This is a genomic window from Stomatobaculum sp. (assembly GCF_057248925.1).
On sequence record NZ_DBHIHF010000033.1, the window covers coordinates 460 to 21374 of the forward strand.

The 20915-nt window shown below is 58.5% G+C and carries 18 protein-coding genes, 1 tRNA gene, 2 pseudogenes and 1 riboswitch; of the genes and pseudogenes, 1 reads left to right on the plus strand and 20 read right to left on the minus strand.

Going from position 1 to position 20915, the window contains the following annotated elements; translation table 11 throughout:
- Window positions 1-363: pseudogene (locus ACO4XG_RS10150) on the minus strand (hypothetical protein); the annotation flags it as partial.
- Window positions 364-507: 144 nt separating this feature from the next.
- Window positions 508-590, minus strand: a tRNA-Leu gene (locus ACO4XG_RS10155).
- Between the two features lie 334 nt (window positions 591-924).
- Between ACO4XG_RS10155 and ACO4XG_RS10160 the strand changes: the two genes are divergently transcribed.
- Window positions 925-1203: a type II toxin-antitoxin system HicB family antitoxin gene (locus ACO4XG_RS10160; protein WP_308508605.1), complete on the plus strand. Its 279-nt coding sequence runs from the start codon at window positions 925-927 to the stop codon at window positions 1201-1203.
- A gap of 13 nt (window positions 1204-1216) precedes the next feature.
- Here ACO4XG_RS10160 and ACO4XG_RS10165 read toward each other — a convergent pair whose 3' ends face one another.
- The 18 genes and pseudogenes from ACO4XG_RS10165 to ACO4XG_RS10250 all read right to left on the minus strand — a co-directional run.
- The gene (locus ACO4XG_RS10165) at window positions 1217-1558 is read right to left on the minus strand and encodes an arsenate reductase family protein (protein WP_308508604.1); all 342 of its coding nucleotides are present in this window, start codon (window positions 1556-1558) and stop codon (window positions 1217-1219) included.
- A gap of 265 nt (window positions 1559-1823) precedes the next feature.
- Window positions 1824-2936: an ABC transporter ATP-binding protein gene (locus ACO4XG_RS10170; RefSeq protein WP_308508603.1), complete on the minus strand. Its 1113-nt coding sequence runs from the start codon at window positions 2934-2936 to the stop codon at window positions 1824-1826.
- A 122-nt stretch (window positions 2937-3058) separates the two neighbouring features.
- On the minus strand, window positions 3059-3454 hold the full coding sequence (locus ACO4XG_RS10175; protein WP_308508602.1) for a hypothetical protein: 396 nt from the start codon (window positions 3452-3454) through the stop codon (window positions 3059-3061).
- A 45-nt stretch (window positions 3455-3499) separates the two neighbouring features.
- A complete protein-coding gene (locus ACO4XG_RS10180) occupies window positions 3500-4510 on the minus strand; it encodes a FecCD family ABC transporter permease (RefSeq protein ID WP_308508601.1) in 1011 nt (336 codons plus the stop codon).
- Window positions 4507-6114 (minus strand): ABC transporter substrate-binding protein, encoded by a 1608-nt coding sequence (locus ACO4XG_RS10185; RefSeq protein ID WP_308508600.1) that lies wholly within the window; start codon window positions 6112-6114, stop codon window positions 4507-4509. The genes ACO4XG_RS10180 and ACO4XG_RS10185 overlap by 4 nt, the downstream gene beginning before the upstream one ends.
- A gap of 19 nt (window positions 6115-6133) precedes the next feature.
- Window positions 6134-7420, minus strand: coding sequence for a sirohydrochlorin cobaltochelatase (locus ACO4XG_RS10190; protein WP_308508599.1), 1287 nt, complete (start codon window positions 7418-7420; stop codon window positions 6134-6136).
- Between the two features lie 40 nt (window positions 7421-7460).
- On the minus strand, window positions 7461-8102 hold the full coding sequence (locus ACO4XG_RS10195) for a hypothetical protein (protein WP_308508598.1): 642 nt from the start codon (window positions 8100-8102) through the stop codon (window positions 7461-7463).
- Between the two features lie 105 nt (window positions 8103-8207).
- Window positions 8208-8681 (minus strand): hypothetical protein, encoded by a 474-nt coding sequence (locus ACO4XG_RS10200; RefSeq protein ID WP_308508597.1) that lies wholly within the window; start codon window positions 8679-8681, stop codon window positions 8208-8210.
- A gap of 174 nt (window positions 8682-8855) precedes the next feature.
- Window positions 8856-9030: riboswitch (cobalamin riboswitch) on the minus strand.
- 5 nt (window positions 9031-9035) lie between these two features.
- A complete protein-coding gene (gene eno, locus ACO4XG_RS10205) occupies window positions 9036-10328 on the minus strand; it encodes a phosphopyruvate hydratase (protein WP_308508609.1) in 1293 nt (430 codons plus the stop codon).
- Window positions 10329-10409: 81 nt separating this feature from the next.
- Entirely contained in the window at window positions 10410-11369 is a 960-nt protein-coding gene (locus tag ACO4XG_RS10210; protein ID WP_308508608.1) for a 3-hydroxyacyl-CoA dehydrogenase, read from the minus strand.
- Window positions 11370-11450: 81 nt separating this feature from the next.
- A complete protein-coding gene (locus ACO4XG_RS10215; RefSeq protein ID WP_308508596.1) occupies window positions 11451-12251 on the minus strand; it encodes a segregation and condensation protein A in 801 nt (266 codons plus the stop codon).
- Complete coding sequence (locus ACO4XG_RS10220) at window positions 12241-13122, minus strand: metallophosphoesterase (RefSeq protein ID WP_308508595.1); 882 nt, start codon at window positions 13120-13122, stop codon at window positions 12241-12243. Before ACO4XG_RS10220 ends, ACO4XG_RS10215 begins: the two co-directional genes overlap by 11 nt.
- Entirely contained in the window at window positions 13115-14539 is a 1425-nt protein-coding gene (locus ACO4XG_RS10225) for a serine hydrolase (protein ID WP_308508607.1), read from the minus strand. Before ACO4XG_RS10225 ends, ACO4XG_RS10220 begins: the two co-directional genes overlap by 8 nt.
- Window positions 14540-14619: 80 nt before the next feature.
- Window positions 14620-15798: an alanyl-tRNA editing protein gene (locus ACO4XG_RS10230; protein ID WP_308508594.1), complete on the minus strand. Its 1179-nt coding sequence runs from the start codon at window positions 15796-15798 to the stop codon at window positions 14620-14622.
- A gap of 102 nt (window positions 15799-15900) precedes the next feature.
- A complete protein-coding gene (thrH, locus tag ACO4XG_RS10235) occupies window positions 15901-16500 on the minus strand; it encodes a bifunctional phosphoserine phosphatase/homoserine phosphotransferase ThrH (RefSeq protein ID WP_308508593.1) in 600 nt (199 codons plus the stop codon).
- Window positions 16501-16569: 69 nt separating this feature from the next.
- Window positions 16570-18336, minus strand: a complete 1767-nt coding sequence (locus tag ACO4XG_RS10240) for an ABC transporter ATP-binding protein (protein ID WP_308508592.1) — start codon at window positions 18334-18336, stop codon at window positions 16570-16572.
- Between the two features lies 1 nt (window position 18337).
- Window positions 18338-20086, minus strand: coding sequence for an ABC transporter ATP-binding protein (locus tag ACO4XG_RS10245; RefSeq protein WP_308508591.1), 1749 nt, complete (start codon window positions 20084-20086; stop codon window positions 18338-18340).
- Window positions 20087-20296: 210 nt separating this feature from the next.
- A pseudogene (locus tag ACO4XG_RS10250) lies at window positions 20297-20915 on the minus strand (InlB B-repeat-containing protein); the annotation flags it as partial.

Sequence of the window (20915 nt, forward strand, 5' to 3'; positions counted from 1 at the left end):
CTCGGCATTCTTCTTATCGATGGTCTTGATTGCGACATTGTGATTCGCGACCTGAAGCACATCGCCCGCCTTCAGCGCATTGATTTTTGCCACATCATAGCGGTCAAAAACAAAGAACTCTGCCTTTACGGTCTTGCCGTTGAAGCTGTCCGCATCCAGTCGCACCGGGAAACCGCCGTTCTGGTGATCGGTCTTACTCGCCTCGGGCGCGATGATGCTGCCGCCCGCCGCCGTGGTTCCCTCTTCGACCGTAGAAGCCGCCACCGTAGTCTCCGTCGCCGTGCTCTCCTTCTTCGAACCGCCGCAAGCGCTGATGCTGAGTGCCGCCAGTGCCGCAACGCAGAACAATCCTGCTTTTCTCATATAGAACCTCCCGTCATTTACCTGCCATTGTCTTTTGCTCTTGAACCTTAATCTTCATTATAACGGTTTACAGAAATGAATTCAAGCCGCGCCGCGGGCATAAAAAGAGAGGGCTGCGACTTTCGTCACAGCCCTCTCATACGCTGCGGGAAATGGGACTTGAACCCACACGGCTTGTGGCCACTAGATCCTTAGTCTAGCCTGTCTGCCAATTCCAGCATCCCCGCTTGGTACCTCGTTATTCTACTATGCTGTCCCGGAGAATGCAAGCACTTTTTCATTTTTTTTTGCAAAGCTAGATTGCAAGATCAAGTAGGACAGTCTGAAATCATTCCTACAGCGAACTGTAATGAATCTTGTATCTGCCCATTCGTAACTACATCAAAAGAGCTCCCCTTTGGCAAGAGCCGGCGAATCAATGAGGCTAGATTGCAAGATCAAATAGGACAGTCTGAAATCATTCCTACAGCGAATCGCGGGGCAGGGATTTGCCGCTGTTTTCCTGTCGTTTCATGCTATAATGAAGCGACTCTTGTTTCAGTCTCCGGAAAGGATACCTCCATGGCATTTGATTACCCGATTATTCTCACCGAACGTGACGGTCGCTTTCGGGCCGCTTTCCCGGACTTTCCGGGCTGCTACGGCGAGGGCAGAGACCGCGCCGACGCGATTGATGACGCGCGCGCGGAGGGCATCCGATGTATCCTCCAGGAACTCGAGGAGGGCAATCCGCTCCCGCTCCGCTCTCTCCCGGAGGATCTCTCACAAAACAGTGCGGGCGAAGTCGTGATGCTGACCCTCACCCTGCCCCGCGAGGAGAACTGGAGCTGGCTCGGTTAAACCCGGAACCGCCTCACGCCCAGTTCTTCCAGACCTCGGGCTGATAGCCGACCGTCGCCTGCGCGCCGTTTCGCACGATGGGCTGACGCATAATCTCGGGGTGCTCCAGCAAAAATGCCTCCCTGTCCTCTTCCGCTGTGTGCTGAAACCAGATTACAGTCTCCTTTGCCTTCGCGCCGGTGTCGACCAGAGCTTCCGCGCTGCCGAGCGCCCGACACACCGCGCGGAGTTCCCCCTTGCTGAGTCCCTTCTCAAAGAGATCCACGCGCTGTACCGAGATGCGGCGCTCCTTAAAATAGCGCTCCGCCTTTTTCACGTCAAAATTCTTGCCGCCCCCGAAAATCTGAATGTTCATATCCCCTTTTCCTTCCGACCGTCTGTCATTTCCGCGGATGTACGCTTGCGATCGTCCCTGCAGGCCCAATCGCGGCAGTTCTTTTGCGTTTGCTTTCGACAGTTCTTCCGCACGCCCGCATGCAGCGCATGTTTCCGCATTCATCCGTATTTTCCGGTTCCAAACTTCCCTTTCTCTCGCCCGTGCCCGCAATGCACGCAGACTTTCCCCTGTGAACACAGCTCGACTCTCCGCGATTCGGGCGAAACGATATGCCAACCTCGTTTTATTTCTGCTCTAAAATGCCCTTTGTTTCCGCAATCTCCCGCAATGCAAGCAGGGCCGCATTGCCGCTCCCGAGCGGCGGCTCCGCCCAGATGACCCGACTTACCTGCGAGAGGTAGGCCTTTGCCGCTTGCAGACACGATTCCGAGACAGGTTCGTAGGGCGCGGTCTCAAAGACTTTTGCGGCAAGACGAAGCGCAACCGGATAATCCAGATCCGCTGTGCTGAAAATCCCGGCTGCAAAGGATACACCCTCGCGCCGAAGCCGCCGGTAAATCGGTATGCCGCTCCCGCCGCCCGCGAGTACCAGCGTGTCCGGCGGCGTGTGCTCTGTGCGCCGCGGCAATTCCGCACTGCCGGAGAGCGCGTCGTAAGTGACACCCAGCCCGTAAATGCAGCGCATATGCTCCTCGGAGAGCGCCTGCTCCGGCGGAGCAGGCGGCAGCACCTTGCCGTCCGCGACAAGCAGCACGCGGTCGGCACACTTCAGCGCGAGGTCCGGCTCGTGGAGCGAAACCAGAACCGCGAGTCCCTCCCGGGTCGCGAGCTCCCGCAGCAAACCGAGGAGTTCTATCTTGTGGCGAAGGTCGAGAAACGCTGTCGGCTCGTCGAGCAAAATGAGCCGCGGCTCCTGCGCGAGCGCCCTGGCGAGCAACACGCGCTGGCGCTGACCGTCGCTGAGCTCCGCAAAGGGACGCGCCGCAAGTTCTTCAGTTCGCACATAGGCCATGGCGCGCGCCACCGCTTTATGATCCTGTTCCCGCAAGGTTCCGAAGCGTCCCGTGTAGGGATAGCGCCCTGCTTCTACCACTTCCCGCGCGGTGGCAAACTCCGGCTCCCTGCGCTCGGTAAAGAGGAGGGCCATACTTTCCGCCCGTTCTCGGCCGGAAAAGGACTGTAAATCCCTTCCGTCGAGGTAGATGCTGCCGCCCTGCAGGGCAAGCTGTCCCGCCGCGCTCTTCAGGAGGGTCGACTTGCCCGCACCGTTCGGCCCGAGTAAGGCCATGACCTCGCCCGGGCGAAGTTCAAATGCGACCTCCGAGAGTACCACGCGCGAACCATAGCCCGTTTTTACCCCCTCTGCCGCAAGTTTTACCCCCTGCTTATTTTGCATAGCTCCTCCTACTCTCAAGACACCCTCTGCTTGAAAGAGCTGCCCTTTTCCTTCTCATCTGCTTCTCAATGACAGAGAGACATTGTAATGCCCGGAACAATCACGGATTTTACTCGATCGGCTTATATGCCGACGCGCACGAGCCACGCTTCAATCTCCGCAATCTCTGCCTCCGGGGAAAGCGGCATTGTCTCCTCATTGTTTTCATCCACCAAGACCACTTCTTTCTCTTTCGGAAAGTAACGCCTGATCCATAGAATCAATTTTGCGTAGTCCCGGATTCTGTCATTCGAATCAAAATACTCTACCGCGAATGTGCGGCGTGTTCGATCGAGTCTTAGTTCAAACTGTAAGCAATCCGAATACCTACTCCAAACAATATCATAGGCCAAAGACTTGCTTTGACTCTGCTCCGTATCCGTTCCCGGATATTGGTTCGCAATCGCCTCGCGGAACGCTTCAATCGCAAATTCTCCGCCGCCTGTTTCGCGCAAATGTAAAAAGCTTGTGACCGACATCTCTCCTCCTCGTATCATCCGAGTCTCTGTTTTGGTATCGTTGTCTCATTTTCCCCGCCGTTTCACCAATAACCAGAGTACAATCGGCGCGCCGAAAAAGGAGGTCACCGTGCTGAGCGCAAGCTCCGTCGGCTGAAAGGCTGTCCGCGCAATGAAATCCGAGGCCATGCAGAAAACCGCACCGCCGAGAAACGAGGCCGGAAGCACGAGCTGCGGCTTGTTGGTGCAGAGCAGGCGCTGGATTAAAAACGGCGCGGCCACACCCACAAACGAGACCGGCCCTGCGAAGGCTGTCACGGTCGCGGCGAGCAGGCTTGCGAGGAGAATTAAGAGCGTGCGAAGCCGCATGACATTGACGCCGAGACTCTCGGCATAGCTCTCGCCGAGCTGGACGGCGCCGAGCGGCTTGGCGAGAAACAGGAGCGCTACCGCGCAGCCTGCAATGAGCAGTGCCGCTGTCCTGACCTCAGCGAGACTCATGCCGGAAAAGCTGCCCTGGGACCAGCTGTGCAGCGAAACAATCTCCGAATCCGCCGCAAAACTAAGCAAAAAATCGGTCGCGGCCGAGCAGATATAGCCTATCATGATGCCTGCGACCAAGAGAGCCGCCATGTGACGCACCCGGCTTGAGACCGCGAGCAGAAAACCGAGCGAGACAAGCGAGCCGAGAAAGGCCGCGAGCACCAGCGCAAGTGAGCTTGTCGCGCGGTTTCGCGCGAAAAAAAGCATCATGCAGACTGCCACCGCGAGGCGCGCGCCCGAGGAGACTCCAAGCACAAAGGGCCCCGCAATCGGGTTCGCAAAATAAGTCTGCAGGAGAAAGCCAGAAACCGCAAGCGCCCCACCGAGCAGCAAGGCCATCAGCGCGCGCGGCAGGCGTATCTTGAATAAAATGCTCGCCGCCGGATCTGTGCCGCCCGGCGTGCTGAAAAGCGTCCACAGCTTTCCCGGCGAAAAGAGCACTGTCCCTGCGGCGAGATTCCAGTAGAACAGCAAAAGCAGCGCAAGGCCAAGGAACAGAAATACCAGTGCGCTCCGCCCTCTCCCCGCCCTCATGAGAGCTTCCTCAGATACTGCAGCGTGCTCCCGGTCTCGCCGTGCAGCACACGGTAAAAGTCGAGCGTCAGACCTGCGACCGCATCCGCCGACTGGTACATGTCGCCGCCGAGCTGATAGACCTCCCCCGCCTGTACGGCCTTGAAATCGGCGAAGAGCTCATCCTTTGCCTTGAGCTCCGCGAGATCTTTGAGCGGTGCCTCCACGGTCGCATTGTAAATCAGTACGTCGGCATCGCGCGCCGCCTCGAAAAACGCCTCGCGCGACACGCGCTGCACCGAACTCCTGCCGGCCTCATCCGCGCCGATGCCGACATAGTGTCCGCCCGCGAGCTGTATCATCTTCGGCACATAGTCCGTGCGCCGCCGAACGACAAAACTCCCGTCGCGGTTCATCGCAAAAAATACAACCTGTTTCCCGCTGTCCGCGACATTCCGCAACGAGTCCATTTTTTTGCACTGCGCGTCAAAAAACCGTTCGGCCTCCGCCTGATGATTCGTCAGCACACCGTAGAGCCGCACCCACTCGGTGCGCCCGAGCGGGTGGCTCTCGTTGCTCGAGTAGTCGACAAAGACCGGAATCCCGAGCCGCTCGAACATCTCCTTCACCTCGGGCGCGTGCAGTATCATCAGCGACTCGACGGCGAGGTCGCAGCCCTCCGACGTGAGGAGCTCGTAGTCCGGCGCGCTGTACTTTCCCGCAAAGCGCATGGCACCGCTCGAAAGCGCCTGCTTCGGCGCGTCAATGTGCCAGCCCTCCGCCCTCGTGCCGGTAAAGCGGACATCGCCGAGCGCACCGTTTACCTCAAAGAGACTCATCACCGCCGTCGCCGCGAGGTAGATGCGATTCAGCGGCTGCTGTAAGCGCACCACATCGCCCGACAGCTCTTTCGGCGCTGTCTCTCCTTCCGGAATCACCAGATAGCGCGCCGCGCCGTGCACATCGATCAGCGCAAAATTCTTCTCATAGAAGTAAATGTCAAAGGTCTTTGCGTAGCGAAGATCCATCCGTTTAACAAAGCGCAGCCCCGGAATCTCCGGAGCTGCCGCCTGACTTACCTCTTCTGCTTTGACTTCTGTGACTTTGACCTGATGGTCATACCAGACCCCCTTGGTGCCGACAAGGGCGAGCGGGAATTCCGTGTCAAGCGCCGGGACGGGGATATCGAACCCGTAGACCTCCTGCGTACTCCCGTCCTCAAATTTGACCGTATCAGTCGTGGGCTGCAGGAGCGCGGCGCCGTCCTTTTTGGCATCCTCGGCGCGCCCGGGGAAAAGATTCAGGATGCGCTTTGACTGGAGTGACACATGGAGGGTCATCTTCCCGTCCTTTACGGTCAGCGTCCCGCGGTCGTGCATCGCCTCGCTCACATGAAACATCGAGCTGTCGGTCTCAAAGCGCGCCGTATAGACGCCGTCCGGCAATGCGGCGGTCGCCGTGACCTGACTCTCCGCTGTCACCGCCGTCGTCCCTTCCTTCGCCGCCGCGCTGCCCGCAGCGCCGCTCTCGGGCGCCTTCGCTCCACAGCCGCTTATGAGTAAGCTGAGCCCGAGTGCCAGCGCAAGCAATCCGCTTATGCCTCGCATCCTGCTGTTTCTCTTCATCTTCTCTCCCTGTCAGTCTTTAGTTTGCCTTGCTCTCGGCAGCCGTCGTCTCGGCTGCGCTACTCTCTGCCGTCTTGCCCTCGGCCTGATCGATCGCTGCCTGGGTGTGCGCCGCATAAATTTTCTCAATGTCGGCAATGCCGCCCAGGCCGAGAATCTGGGTCTCGACGCGGTCAAAGTTCTTCGACGCGACAAACTTCTGCACCCAGGAATCGTCCTCCGCGCCCGCCATATCGTTGTGCGCGTGATCGCCTGCGACAACCATCATCGGACGAAGCGTGACCTTCTTAAAGCCCGCCTTCTTGACCGCTCCGATTACAGCATCGACCGCAGTCTCCGCCGGCTCGCCCTCGACGGTGCCGATGAACACATTGTTGTAGCCGAGCTTCCGCATTGCGGTCTGCATCTCGGAATAGGTGATTGCCGCGGTGTGGGAGGTACCGTGTCCCAGGAAGACAAAGGCCGCGCCGTCCTGTCCTGCCTTCTGGACAGAATCAAAACCGCCGTCGGTCACAGCTGCCTGGACAAGCAAGGTCGCGACCTGCTCCTTGTCGGCATTGACCTCCTCCGCGTCCTTGCCCACTTCGCCGAGCAACGGCTCTGCGAGCGCGACTTTTGCAAAATCCGCCTTGTGTTTGTCGAGCGTCTCCTTTAACTCATCGTACTCCTTGCCCTGCATGAGATGAGTCGGCTGGACAATGAGCTCTTTGACGCCGTTCTTCTTGGCGCGCTCCAGCGCCTGCTCCACATTGTCAATCTTCTCGCCGTCCCGCGCGAGGATGTGGTTCATGATAATCTGAGACGTAAAGGCGCGGCGCACGCTGTAGTCCGGGAACTGCTTCGCGAGATAGGACTCGATGCCGCCGATATCCTTCGCGCGGCTGTCGTTATAGGACGTGCCGAAGCTCACCACCAGAATCTCCTTCTCACCGATCTCATCCTGGTTTAAGGGATTGTCCTTTGTCACATCGCCGGTGTCCAGACCGAAATACTCCGGTGACGCGTGCTCGCCCTTCACCTCTGCCTTTGCGCTGTCACTCAAAGCGTCCCAAGCCTCCTTTGCCTCTTTGCAGAGCTTCTCCGTGTCCTCGCTCCAGTTCTGGACATAGATTGCATCAATCTTCTTGCCAACCTCGGCTGCCTTAGCCTTCTCTTCATCGGTCGCGGGGGCAAGCGTCGTCGCCTCCGTTGCCTGTGTCTCCGCCGCGCTCACGGTCTCCGGCTTCTTTTCTTCCTTTTTGCCGCCGCAGGCTGTGACCGCCAGGGCCGCCGTCAATGCCAACAATGCAAGCTTTGTCTTTCTCATCTCTCCGCTCCTTTATGAATGCGCTGTTTGCCCGAAGTCCTTACTTCTGCAGTTCGAATGTGAGCTGATAGTCGATTGCATGCGGCGTGCTCATCGCCGTCGTGTCGCCGACCATCGCAAGCGGCTTAGCGAGCTCCGTGACTGGAACCATAAAGACCGAGTGGCCGTTCTGAATCTCCGGCGTAAAGCGAATGCCCTCGACTTCCATGTAGTCGTACTTGTCGCTGCTCCAGACGATTTTGGCGGTCGCTCTGCCGTCCTTCACCGTGAGCTCGGTCGGGCTCGCAATCTTTGCCCTGCCGCTGCCGCCGGAAAGCATCACGTTGACCTGATAGGTTCCGTCGGCAACCGTCAGCTTCTCGTGCTTCTCCGCGAGCATCTGCGCCGCTGCCTCGGCCTGTGCCGTGATATCGCCACCCGCCTTGAAATCCTCTGCCTTGAAGTCCGCAAGCTTCTTTTCGCCTTCGCTCGCCGCGCTCTCACCCTTCGACGCTGCCTCGGACGCCACACTCTCGCCCTTCGATGCCGCATCGGATGCTGCGCTCTCGCCTGCCGAAGACATCGCTGCCGCCGTGCTCTCGGCAGACGAAGCCGCGCTCTCCGCCTTCTTTGCGCCGCAACCCGCTGCGAGAACGGCTGCGAGCGCCGCCATTGCCACCGCTACTCCGTATTTCTTCTTCATAGCCTTACCCTTCTGTCTATTATCCCATTCCTCGGAACCGTCTCTGTCCGCATAAAAAGAGGCTCATCCTCGCGGAGAGCCTCTGGCATTTCAGCAAACAGTATCTTATCTGGACTCGGAAACCGTGGTCTCGCCGGCCTTATCAGCACCCGCAGCAGCTTTACCCGCTGCCTCGCCTGCCTTCTCTGCCGCTTTGCCCGCCTTGTCGGCTACCTCACCGGCCTTCTCCGCCGCTGCGCCCGCAGCCTTCTCGCCGGCCTTTGCTGCCTCGGAGCCTGCCTTTGCCGCATCGGAAGCCGCCTTGTTTGCGCCCTCCGCCGCTGCGGAAGCTGCATCGGAGCCTGCCTTTGCCGCGTCGGAAGCTACTTTGTTCGCCTCGTCAACCGCGCTGGAAGCTGCCTTGTTTGCCTCTTCGACACCGCTGGAAGCTGCCGCATTTGCGCTCTCCACCATACTGGAAGCGGACTCCATAGCGCCGGAAGCTGCCTTGCTCTCGTCCTTCTTGCTGCTGCAGCCGGTCGCCAGAACTGCCGCGAGCGCTGCTGCCACTAAAACTGCTCCAACTTTAACTTTCTTCATTTCAATTTCCTCCCTTTGCATGAAATGATGCCGTTTCATTGTAACATATCCGCGCCAAAATTCCAAATAAAGCGCAAAGAGAGACTCATCTTCGCAGAGAGCCTCTCTTTGTCACACAAAGAAGAGGCGACCCGCCTCTTCTCTGCGTTCCCGGACAGGCACTCGTGCTCAGGAAGGTACTTAAAAGACAGGGCCGGTCTCCCGGCTCGCGGCTCACGGCCCCTTGTCTGCCTTCCCGCTCTCGCAGTGACAGACGGACTCCCCGCATACGGTGACGAGTTCGCGCAGATTCTGCTGCTTCCCGATTATCCGGAAATTTCTCTCCGGCACCCTGCCTTTATTTTTTTCGTGTGATTAACGGTTGAACGCGTTCTTGCCCGGATACTCCGCCGCGACACCGAGATCCGACTCGATGCGGAGCAGCTGGTTGTACTTCGCGACACGCTCGGAACGGCTCGGCGCACCGGTCTTAATCTGACGCGTATTCAGCGCGACCGCGAGATCGGCAATCGTCGTATCCTCGGTCTCACCGGAGCGGTGGGATGTAATCGCCGTGTAGCCCGCCTTGTGCGCCATCTTGATTGCCTCGAGGGTCTCGGAGACCGAACCGATCTGATTGAGCTTAATCAGAATCGAGTTGCCGCAGCCAAGCTCAATGCCCTTCTTAAGGCGCTTCGTGTTCGTAACAAAGAGATCGTCGCCGACCAGCTGAACCTTGTCGCCGAGCTCCTTCGTCATCTCTTTCCAGCCCTCCCAGTCTTCTTCGTCGAGGCCGTCCTCGATGGACCAGATCGGATACTTCTCAATGAGGCTCTTCCAGTGCGCAATGAGCTCCTTCGAGGTGAAGTCCTTGCCGGACTTCGGCTGATGATAGAAGCCGATGCCCTTGTCGCTCTTCCACTCGGAGGAAGCCGCATCCATCGCGAGCACAAAGTCCTTGCCCGGCTCGTAGCCTGCGTCGCGGACTGCCGCGAGAATGTGCTCAATCGTGTCCTCGTCGTCCTTTAAGTTCGGCGCAAAACCGCCCTCGTCGCCGACAGCCGTCGTATTGCCCTCGCTCTTCAGAATCTTCTGGAGGCTGTGGAACACCTCGGTGCACCAGCGGAGACCCTCGGAGAAGCTCGGCGCGCCGACCGGCATAATCATGAACTCCTGGGTGTCCACGGAGTTCGTCGCATGTGCGCCGCCGTTTAAGATGTTCATCATCGGCACCGGCAGGTTATTGCCGTTTGCGCCGCCGAGGAAGCGGTACAGCGGAATGCCGAGTGACTCGGCCGCTGCCTTTGCCGAAGCAATCGAAACCGCGAGAATCGCGTTTGCGCCGAGCTTCGACTTGTTCTCGGTGCCGTCCGCCGCAAGCATAGCGGCATCGACCGCGTAGACATTCTGCGGATCCAGACCGTGCAGCACGTCATTGATCACGGTGTTGATGTTCTCGACAGCCTTTTTAACGCCCTTGCCGCCGAAGCGGGACTTGTCGCCGTCGCGAAGCTCAATCGCCTCGAACTCACCGGTCGAAGCGCCGCTCGGTGCGGTGCCTCTGCCGACCGAACCGTCGGAAAGCGTGACCTCCGCTTCAACCGTCGGATTGCCGCGGGAGTCAATGATTTCTCTTCCGATTACCTTCTCAATAGAAAGATGTGTCAACATATTGGTTCCTCCACTTCTGAAATCTGTTAAAGAACTCTTGTCCGTACCAGTATAGCACGGAACCGTTTGTTCTGCCTCTTATTTTTCGTAGCGGTAAAAGCCCTCGCCCGCGTTGACGCCGGTCTTGCCCGCGTCGATTTTCGCCTTGAGACCCGCCGCAATCTTGCCGGCCGTGCTCTCCGGATTTTTCGCCTCCGGATTCATCGAGACAATATTGTACGCCGTCTGAAGCCCCACAATGTCGAGAATCCGGAAGGGGCCGTAGGGCGAACCCGTGCCGAGCGTCCAGGTCTTATCGATGGTCTCCGGGTCGGCGACCTCATTGGCCCAGAGCGCCTCCGCGGCACTTAAGAAAGGCACGAGCATCGAGTTCAGAATATAGCCCGGCTGCTCCTTTTTGAGTTCCAGCGGAATCATGCCGATTTCCTTGGCAAATTCGACGACGCGGCCAAAGACCGCCTCCGAAGTGCCGCTGTGTCCCATAATCTCCGCCGTGTTGCTGCGCCAGATATTGTTTGCAAAGTGAAGTGCGAGATAATTTTCCGGATAGGGCAGCAAATCCGAGAACATGCTCGGAATCATCGTCGAGGAATTCGTCGCGACGATTGTCTTCTCGTCGAGGAAGGGCGCAAGTTTCGCATAAAATTCCCGCTTGGCCTCCCTGTCCTCCGCCATGCTCTCGATGATAAAGTCCGCCTCGCGGACACTCTCTTCAAGATCCAGCGAGAGCCGAATATTCTGTTTCGCTGCCTCAACGGCCTTCTCGAGCCTCGCGAGATCCTCCGCGCTCTTGACCGCCGCCGCGTCGCCGAAACCACGCGGCAAATCAAGCGGTTTGCCCGCGAGCATCGCCTCGCCGACCCGCGCGAGTTCCGCGCGGTACACATTGTAAAGACGCGCAAGCTTCGGCTCCGTTCTGCCGATCGAGCCCTCGCTCCGAAGCCATATCGTCACCGGAAAGCCCTTAAACGCCGTCTGAAACGCAATCTGCGCGCCGAGCACGCCGCCGCCCGCCACCAATACATGCCGAAATTCCATATCCACCTCCGGCCTCTCCGAGGCCTTGTACATTTATCGATACAAAGAGAGCATACCACGCCCCGGAAGCCGCGCGCAAGCTCAGCCGTCAAAAAGCTCCGAAAAGTCGTGCCTGTTCTCCAATTCTTCCGCCGAGACCTCGAGGTAAATATCGAGCGCCGGACTCTCCTGTGAAGCGGTCAGAATTCCTGCCTTCATGAGCTCAAGCACCGCGAGAAATGTGACCACAAGGAGCAGCTTGCTGCGCCGCTTTTCGAGTAAGTCCCGAAACGAAAAGCTCTCGTGCGCGCGCGCATAACTCATGACCGCTTCAATCTGCATCTTCAGACTGATGGGCTCGCGCTTGATGGTCCCGAAGCGACTCCGCTCCGGATCGATCCTGTCTTCGCGCTGGCGCATGACCTCCTGAAACACAAACTGAAGTCGCGTGAGCGTCACATCCTGAAAGAGCTCGTCGAGATCCACAGGTTGCGTCCACTCCGCAACCTCTTTCGGCAGCGCGGGTTCGCGGAAAAAGACCTTGTAGGCGTCGAATTCGCGGTCGGCGAGTTCCTCCGCCATCAGCTTGTACTTTTTGTGCTCCAGAAGGCGGCTCACAAGTTCCGCTCTCGGGTCCATCTCTTCGCCGGTCTCCTGATCCACCTCGCGCGGCAGGAGCATGCGCGCCTTGATGTCGAGCAGGGTCGCCGCCATCAGAAGGAACTCCGAGAGCTGATCGAGATCCTCTCTCTCCATGCCGGAGAGATACGCCATATACTGCTCCGTAATCTCGGCGATCGGAATGTCGTAGATATTGATTTTATTCTTCTCGATCAGCTTTAAGAGCAGATCGAGCGGCCCCTCAAACTTTTCAAGCCGCAGCGAGAGCGCCTCATCTGCCATGTTCTCTCCCCTTTCGAAGCTCCAGCACCATGAGCTCCGGCAAATTCATCAAGCGGAGGTTAATGCTGTGCGTGCCGATGCCCGGGCTTAGGAGCATCGCGTGCTCTCCCCGGCAGAAAAGCCCGCTCGCCGGGCGGCGAAAAAATTCAAACTGCGGCGTCATGAGACCTATGTTCCCCGGGAGCCGCACCGTGCCGCCGTGCCAGTGCCCCGCGAACGTGAGATCCGCGCCCCAGCGCGCATAGGCGTCAAAAAAAGCCGGGCTGTGCGCAAAGAGAAGCTGAAAGCGCGCTGCGTTTGCTGCGCCGAGATGAGACCGCACATAGTCCGCGCGCATCTCATCGTGCGGCGCTCTACGGTAAAAATTCTCGGTGATATGAAGCCCCGAGAGCGCAAGATCATCGCCGAGCAGCACGGTCTCATCCGAGAGATAGTGTACGCCCTGCCGACTGAGCCCCGCCTGCAAGTCATCGAACAGCTGCAAATAGCGCCCGCGGTCGCGGTCCAGCCGCGCCTCGTGGTTTCCCTCGCCGTAGTAGACCGGCGCGATTTCCGCGAGCCGCTCTGTCAGTGCGAGAGTCGCCTGAATCGAAGCGCCGTGCTTTGCCGTCACCATATCTCCGCCGAGGAAGATGTAGTCCGGCCGAAGCAGCGCCGTTTCTTTCAGGAGCCGCACCGCAATGTCGCCGAGACGGCGCTCGTGAAAGTCCGAGAGGTATACAATGCGGCGCGGTCTTTCGATTTTCGGGCTCCGCAGTTCATAGCGGCGCACAATGAGGCTCCGGCGCTCCCGTTCAGATTCAAAAAGGGCGGCCGCCGCAATGCCGGCCGCCGCCAAACCGAACGAGAAGAAAAGCTTCTTCTTATCCAATCCAAACCCCTTCCCTGTTGACGCGGTATCCGTCCGGTGTGCGGCTGTCTGTCAACATTTTGCCGTCACTTCCAAGATAATACCACTGATTCCGATACTGTAGCCAGCAGTTTTGCTGCAGTGCGCCCTGCCCCGGTGTCAGGTAGTACCAGGCACCCGTGTTATCCTGCTGCCAGCCCTCCTTCATATTGCCGTCCGCGTCAAACCAGTACTGCGCACCGTTAATCTCCCGGCGGGCATTCTTCACAAGCTCACCGTTTGCTTCTCTGTACGCCCACACACCGTTTCTTTGGAGCCACCCCGCCTGACTTGGAAGCTTTGCCCCCGGTCCGCTGACTGCCTGATTTTGATTTGCCGCCGGATTTGCTGCCTGTCCGCTTGCCGGATTTACCTGACTTTCCGCCGGCTGTACCGTTTGCCTGCTTACCGCCTGATTTTGATTTGCCGGCAGATTTCCCTGCTGACTTTGTGCCTGACTGTTTGCCGTGAGCGCCTGTACTCTGCCGCTTGTCTCCTGTGCCGTTTCCCCACCCACGGCTTCCTGTTTTTTTCCGCCGGACTCTCCCGCAACCCGGAACCCGTAGTCGAGCAGCGCTCTTGTGTCCGCGTACTGCGTCCGCTTGCTCTTCATGACCACGGCAATGAGGCGCACGCCGTTTCGCTCCGCGCAGGTCACGAGCGTATTGCCCGCCGCGCTCGTATAGCCCGTCTTGCCGCCGAGAATGCCCGGATAGTAGTCCGAACCGCCCGGCGCAATCATACGGTGCCCCATGGTGATGTCCGTGCCGTTCGGCCGCTTTTTGGTCGCCGGAAAATGGTACGAAGTCGTCTGATCCAGTGCGCGGAAATCGGCGCGGTCAAAACAGGCCTTCGCGATCAGCGCCATGTCGTGCGGTGTCGTGACATGATTTGCATTGTTCAGACCGTTCGGATTCACGAAATTCGTATTGGTGCAACCGAGCTGTCTGGCTCTTCGGTTCATCTTCTGCGCAAATGCGGAGACCGAACCCGAGACATGCTCGGCAAGTCCGTTCGCGACCTCGTTTGCGGATTTCAGCATGAGCCCGTAGAGACAGTCCCGCACCTTGACGCGATCGCCCGTCGTGAGCTCCAGATTCACCGCGCCCGACTCCAGATTTCCGGTCGCGCTGTCGGAGAACACAACCACGTCATCCTGCGAACTGTTCTCGAGCACCAGAAGTGCCGTCATAAACTTGGTGATTGAGGCCGGATAGAACTGCTGATTTGCGTTCTTTTCATACAAAAACTGTCCCGTCGTCGCATTGTAGAGTGCCGCGCCCTCTGAGGCAATCTGCGGCTCGGTCGCCGCATAAGCTGTCTCCGCACCGAAAATGCCGCTGACGAGCAGCAGTGCCGCGATGAGACAACAGAGCCTTTTTTTGATTTTTTCCTGCATCAAAACGAAATCCCCCTCCCCCTGAGATGCCGTCTCTGCTCTCAGTTCTATTTCATTTCTCTTGTAATTTTATCACAATCTTACTTCTCACTTTTTACAAAATTATGAAAAAGAGCGGGTATTTCTGTCGGTTTACAAAAGATACGACCCTGAATGCGATCTTTTCCGCCGCCGCCCTTGCCGCCGCGCGCGCGGAGTTCGGCGAGAAAAGGCTTCCAGTCAACCCTGTCGCCGGACAGAAGAAAGGTATAGCCTGTCTCCTCCGCGCCGGAGAAAAGCCCGATGATACCGGCAAAGCGCTCTCTGAGCGGCTTTAGCGCGCGCTGAAGCGCGCTCTCCGGGAGCGGCGGCAGAAGGAGACAGGGTGCCTGCTCGCCTCTCTGCGCCGCTGTCTCTGCCTTTGCAAGAATCAGTTCGACCGCAATCGAAGCTGCCCGGCTCTCGGCGGCAGCGCTCTTCTCCTGCACCTTCGCGACCGCACTGTCCAGTTCGCCGAGCGGTGCCGAGAGTCGCGCCGAAATCTCTTTTGCCTCGTCGAGGCAGGCCGCAAACGCCGTGAGCGCCCGCATCCCGCAGGCGAGATACAGTCTGGTGCCGCCCTTATAGTTCATCGCGCTCAGAATCTTTAAGAGCCCCACCTCCGAACTCCGCGCAACATGGGGCGCGCAGCAGGCGCAGGTGTCCACATCCCCGATTTCGACAAGGCGGATTGCGCCCGTCAGTTCCTTTTTCTGCCGGTAGGAAATCGCCGCAAGCGCCGCCGCGTCCGGATAAAAGGCGCGCACCGGGATGTCCCGGAAAATGGCCTCATTGACCGCGCGCTCAAGCTTCGTAAGATCCGCCGCGCCGAGCGGAACACTGAGGTCCACCTGCACTTCTCGCTCGCTCAGGTGAAAGCCCACATTTTCCGCGCCGAAAAAGCGGTGCGCAAGCCCCGACAACATGTGTTCGCCCGTGTGCTGTTGCATAAAGTCAAAGCGACGTGCCCAGTCGACCGTCCCCGTGACCGTGCTTCCGACCGCAAGCGGCGCGTCGACCAGATGGGTGATGACGCCGTCCTGTATCGTGACATCCAGAACCTCCGCCCCGCCGAGTGTGCCACGGTCCGCCTTCTGCCCGCCCTGTTCCGGGAAAAAGGCCGTCCGGTCCAGAATCACCGCAAAACAAGTCTCGCCGTCCGCCGTTCTCTCCGCCGAAGAGAGCACTTCCGCCGCAAAGCAGAGCTCTCGCGGATCTCTGTCAAAAATCGCCTCTGTCATACGAATCTCCTCTCCGCCCGCCGCGACAGCGATGCAAACTCTCCCATTTCCCGCACACGAAAAGACAGCCTCCTTTCGGGAAGCTGTCCTTTGTTCATCTCGTCACTGCGCAGCCTTGATCGCCGCGAGCAGCTCCGCATAGGTCTCAAACGCCGGGTACTGCGGGTAAGCCTTCTTGATTTCCTCCGTCGTCCGGAACAGGAAGCCCGCCTTGCTCGCCTCAATCATGCCGAGATCGTTGTAGCTGTCACCGCTCGCAATCGTCTCATAGCCGATCGACTGGAGTGCGCGCACCGTCGTGAGCTTCGAGTTCTCGATGCGCATCTTGAAGCCCGTAATCTCACCGCTCTCCGCGACCTCGAGCGAGTTGCAGAGTATCGTCGGGAAGCCCAGCTTCTTCATGAGAGGAGACGCGAACTGCGTGAACGTGTCACTCAGAATCATGACCTGGGTAAAGCTCCGGAGCTCGTCGAGGAACTCCTTTGCGCCCGGCATCGGATCAATCGTCGCGATGGTCTCCTGAATCTCCTTGAGCCCGAGGCCGTGCTCCTTCAGAATGTCAATGCGGTAGCGCATCAGCTTGTCGTAGTCCGGCTCGTCCCGCGTCGTGCGGCGAAGTTCCGGGATGCCCGAAGCTTCGGCAAACGCAATCCAGATTTCGGGAACCAGCACGCCCTCCAGATCCAAGCAAACAATATTCATGTTCTGCCTCCTCATTTCGCAATTTCACAATAACAGCCACATTATACCAAAGCGGCCCGCTCTTTGCCACTAAATCGACTTGCCGAGGAACTGGCTCTCATAGAGTGTGTAGTAGAAGCCCTTCGCCGCCATGAGTTCCTCGTGGTTGCCCTTTTCGATGATGTGTCCGGCCTTCATCACGAGAATCACATCGGCGTTCCGTATCGTCGAGAGACGGTGCGCGACAATAAAGCTCGTGCGCCCCTCCATGAGTTGATTGAACGCCTCCTGAATTTTGAGCTCTGTCCGCGTGTCGATCGAAGAAGTCGCCTCGTCGAGAATCAGCATCGACGGATTGCTCATCATGACGCGGGCAATGCAGAGCAGCTGTTTTTGTCCCTGCGAGAAGCCCTCGCCGTTCTCGGCAATCACCGTATCATAGCCCTGCGGCAGCTTTTCGATGAAATTCGCAATGTGGCAGGTGCGCGCAACTTCGCGCATACGTTCCTCGGAAATGCCGGGATTGCCCATCGTGATATTCTCGCGTATCGTACCGCTCTTTAACCAGGTCTCCTGTAAGACCATGCCGAAGCCGCCGCGAAGCGAGGCGCGCGTCAGGTCGCGGAGATCCGTGCCGTCGAGGGTGATGCTGCCGCCCGTCACATCGTAAAAGCGCATCAGGAGATTGATGAGCGTCGTCTTGCCGCAGCCGGTCGGCCCGACAATCGCAATCTTCTGCCCCGGTTTCACCGCAAAGTCAAAGTTCTCAATGAGATGCTGCTCCGGCACATAGGAAAAGTCTACCTTGTCAAACCCGACCGCACCGTCGAAGCGCTCTATCACCTTGGCATCCGCCGCGTCGGGTACCTCCTCCGCCTCCTCGATGAACTCAAAAAGCCTTGCCGCGCAGGCAATCGCGTTCTGAAGCTCGGTCAGAACGCCCGAAATCTCATTGAACGGCTTTGCGTACTGGCTCGCGTAGCTGAGAAAAGCCGTGAGCTCACCGACCGTCAGATGCCCGCCGATCACCGAGAGAGCACCGACCGCACCGACAATCATATAGACCAGCGCATTCACAAAGCGCGTCGTCGGGTTGGTCAGCGAAGAGAAGAAAGTCGCTTTCAGCGAAGTCTCGGTCAGCTTTTCATTGAGCGCATCGAAATCCGAAATCACGGCACGCTCGCGGTGAAAGGCCTTGACGACGCGCTGTCCCTCGACCATCTCGTTGATCATGCCGGTCTGCTCGCCGCGAAGCGTCGACTGCGCGCGGAACAAAAGATAGCTGTGCTTTGAGATATAACCCGCGAGCAGAAAGCTGAGCGGTGTGATCAACACGACCGCGAGCGTAATCCAGACATTGACCGAGAGCATGAAGAGGAGCGTCCCGAGTATCGTGAGGACACCCGTAAAGAGCTGGGTAAAGCCCATCAAAAGGCCGTCCGAAAACTGGTCGGCATCCGCAATCACACGGCTCTCGATCTCGCCGACCGGGTGCGCGTCGAGGTAACTTAACGGCAGACGCTCAATCTTCCGGAAAGCATCGTTTCGAAGTGCCTGCACGACCGCATAGGCCAGGTGGTTGTTGCAGAGATTCATGCACCACTGGAATATCCCCACACCCGCCGCCGCGAGGATAAGCTGCAGCATGATGCGCCGCACGCCGGGGAAATCCACCCGTCCCGCGCCGATCATGTGGTCCACAACCGCACCGGTCAAACGCGGTGCGAGCAGGGTCAGGACAACCGTAAGGAAAGCAAACAGTAACGACGCGATCAGGTACAGCCGGAAGCGGCCGATATAACGGAGCACCTTTTTGACGGTGCGCCACTGGAAATCATTTTTCTTCTTCTGTTCCATCTCACGCCTCCTTCGGGAACTGGGAGTAGTAAATCTCCTGATAGACCCGGTTGTCCCGGAGAAGCTCATCATGTGTGCCGCTGCCGACCAGCTGCCCGTTGTCAAGCACCAGAATCCGGTCCGCATACTGCACCGAAGCCGCGCGCTGCGACACAATGAAGCAGGTGATGTCCTTTGCGCTCTCGCGGATTGCGGTGCGAAGTGCCGCGTCGGTCGCAAAGTCGAGTGCCGAAGCGCTGTCGTCCAGAATCAGAATCTCCGGTTTCTTCATCAGCGCGCGCGCAATCGTGAGGCGCTGCTTCTGACCGCCCGACAGATTCCGGGCATTCTGCTCCAGACGGAAGTCGAGCTGTCCGGGCTTGGTCTCGACATATTCCTTCGCCTGCGCGACTGTCAGTGCCTCCCAGAACGCCGCGCTGTCGGCATCCTCTTTGCCCCAGCGGAGATTGTCGGCAATGCTGCCCTGAAAGAGCTCGGCCTTCTGTAAGACCATGCCGACCGCCGCGCGGAGACTTTCGAGCGTCAGTTTCCGCACATCCTCGCCAAAGACCGCCACCTCGCCCGCCGTCACATCATAAAAACGCGGAATCAGATTCACGAGCGAGGACTTGCCGCTGCCCGTGCCGCCGATGATGCCGATGGTATCGCCCGCATAGGCCGTAAAGCTGATGTGCGAGAGCGCCTCGCCGCTCTCTGCGTCATAGCGGAGCGAGACATCCCGGAATTCGACCGCCTTCTTCCGGCCGTCCGCATCTGCCGCCTCGCCCGCAAACACTTTCGCAGTGTCCTCGCTGCCGTCTTGCATATCGCACTGCACTTCCAGCACCGCAGCAACGCGGTCACTGCAGGCCATGGCGCGCGTCACCTGAATAATCAGATTGGCGAGCTTGATAAGCTCCACCAGGATCTGCGACATATAATTCAGCAGCGCAACCACCTGACCGGTCGCGAGAATGCCTGCATTTACGCGCACGGCGTCTGTCTGAATCAGTGCGACAATCGCGAGGTTAATGAGCACATAGGTCAGCGGATTCATGAGACCTGAGATGCGCCCCACACGGATCTGCTCCGCAAACAGGGCCGCATTCCGCTCTGCATAGCGCCGTTTCTCATTCTCCTCCTGGCGAAAAGCCCGGATCACGCGGACACCGGTCAGATTTTCGCGCGTGCTCGTCATGATCTGATCCAAGCGCCCCTGCACCTTTTTATAGAGCGGCAGGGTGGTCAGCAGAATCCAGAAGACAACCGCACCGATCACCGGAATTGCGACCGCAAAAATCAGCGCCGACGGCACGTCAATCGTAAATGCCATTATCATGGCCCCAAAGACAATGAAGGGCGAACGGAGAAACAGCCGCAACACCATGTTGACGCCGGACTGCACTTGGTTTACATCGCTCGTCATCCGCGTGATCAAGGTGTCCGCACCGAAAAGATCCAGCTGAGAAAAGCTGAGTTCCTGCACCTTGGTAAATAACCGGTGCCTGAGTTCACCGCCAAGCCGCATTGCCGCCTTTGCCGCAAAATACTGCGCGGTAATCGAGAACCCGAGTCCCGCCGCGCCGAGCAGCAGGAGCAACGCCGACTGCTGTAACACATAGCCGCGATCTCCCATCGCAATGCCGCGGTCAATGATCCGTGCCATGATGAGCGGCACAATCAGCTCGAGCAGCGCCTCGACAAGCTTAAAGAGAGGCGCAAGCACTGCCTCTCTCCTGTACTTCTTCAATATTGGCAACAAAACCTTCATACGTCCCTCCCTTATCTCACAATATCGTAGCGAGTTGAAGTAAGGCTGTCAAGAAAGGCGGCAATTCCGGCGAAATGCTCCGCGACGTCGCCGTTGGCGCGCCCGTGTTTCTGACCACGAACAAAAAAGGCGGGGTGAAGACGAAAAGTCTTCACCGCCCCGCCCGCATGTACGAGAATTAGGGGAGTCTCGTTTCTGCCGATATGAGCCTTACGGCGTCTCGCGAATCCATGCACCGGAAGCATCCACATGGTAGCCGTCCGGCGTCACTTCGTTCGCATACATGGAACCGTACGGTCTGCCCGGACGATTTCCGTACACCCAGCGGTTCTGAGAAGCATCCCAGTCCCAGGTCGGTGCCGGTGTCACCGGATTCAGGTAGTACCAGGTTCCGTCAATCTGCTGCCAGCCGGTCATCATAGCGCCGGTCAGCAGGTTCAGATAATACCATCTGCCGTCTGCGCTGTCGTGATACCAGCCCTTGTCCATCGAGCCGAACCAGCCATCATGAATCGTGGAGAGGTGGAACCAGGTTCCCTGGTCGTTCTTCCACCAGCCGCTGTCCATGACACCGTTCTCATCGAAGTGGTAGCTGTAAATCTTGGTTTGGCCGTCGTAGGTATACGCCACGTCAGCCCAGGTGCCCTTGATTCTCTTGCCGTTACCGAGGTCAAAGTACCAACCGTGGTTCTCGACATCAAAGTTCACCCAGTTGCCCTCGACACCGTTCTGGTACACACGGTTGCCCGTGCCGGTCGAAGTCGTGCTGCCGGTGATGCCTCTGCGACCGCTGCCGCCGCGGCCACCGCCGCCGCCACCGCCGAAGAGG

Coding starts and splice junctions, on each gene's coding strand:
- ACO4XG_RS10160 (WP_308508605.1), top strand. CDS start 925: ATGGCATTTGATTACCCGATTATTCTCACCGAACGTGACGGTCGCTTT.
- ACO4XG_RS10165 (WP_308508604.1), bottom strand. CDS start 1,558: ATGAACATTCAGATTTTCGGGGGCGGCAAGAATTTTGACGTGAAAAAG.
- ACO4XG_RS10170 (WP_308508603.1), bottom strand. CDS start 2,936: ATGCAAAATAAGCAGGGGGTAAAACTTGCGGCAGAGGGGGTAAAAACG.
- ACO4XG_RS10175 (WP_308508602.1), bottom strand. CDS start 3,454: ATGTCGGTCACAAGCTTTTTACATTTGCGCGAAACAGGCGGCGGAGAA.
- ACO4XG_RS10180 (WP_308508601.1), bottom strand. CDS start 4,510: ATGAGGGCGGGGAGAGGGCGGAGCGCACTGGTATTTCTGTTCCTTGGC.
- ACO4XG_RS10185 (WP_308508600.1), bottom strand. CDS start 6,114: ATGAAGAGAAACAGCAGGATGCGAGGCATAAGCGGATTGCTTGCGCTG.
- ACO4XG_RS10190 (WP_308508599.1), bottom strand. CDS start 7,420: ATGAGAAAGACAAAGCTTGCATTGTTGGCATTGACGGCGGCCCTGGCG.
- ACO4XG_RS10195 (WP_308508598.1), bottom strand. CDS start 8,102: ATGAAGAAGAAATACGGAGTAGCGGTGGCAATGGCGGCGCTCGCAGCC.
- ACO4XG_RS10200 (WP_308508597.1), bottom strand. CDS start 8,681: ATGAAGAAAGTTAAAGTTGGAGCAGTTTTAGTGGCAGCAGCGCTCGCG.
- ACO4XG_RS10210 (WP_308508608.1), bottom strand. CDS start 11,369: ATGGAATTTCGGCATGTATTGGTGGCGGGCGGCGGCGTGCTCGGCGCG.
- ACO4XG_RS10215 (WP_308508596.1), bottom strand. CDS start 12,251: ATGGCAGATGAGGCGCTCTCGCTGCGGCTTGAAAAGTTTGAGGGGCCG.
- ACO4XG_RS10225 (WP_308508607.1), bottom strand. CDS start 14,539: ATGCAGGAAAAAATCAAAAAAAGGCTCTGTTGTCTCATCGCGGCACTG.
- ACO4XG_RS10230 (WP_308508594.1), bottom strand. CDS start 15,798: ATGACAGAGGCGATTTTTGACAGAGATCCGCGAGAGCTCTGCTTTGCG.
- thrH (WP_308508593.1), bottom strand. CDS start 16,500: ATGAATATTGTTTGCTTGGATCTGGAGGGCGTGCTGGTTCCCGAAATC.
- ACO4XG_RS10240 (WP_308508592.1), bottom strand. CDS start 18,336: ATGGAACAGAAGAAGAAAAATGATTTCCAGTGGCGCACCGTCAAAAAG.
- ACO4XG_RS10245 (WP_308508591.1), bottom strand. CDS start 20,086: ATGAAGGTTTTGTTGCCAATATTGAAGAAGTACAGGAGAGAGGCAGTG.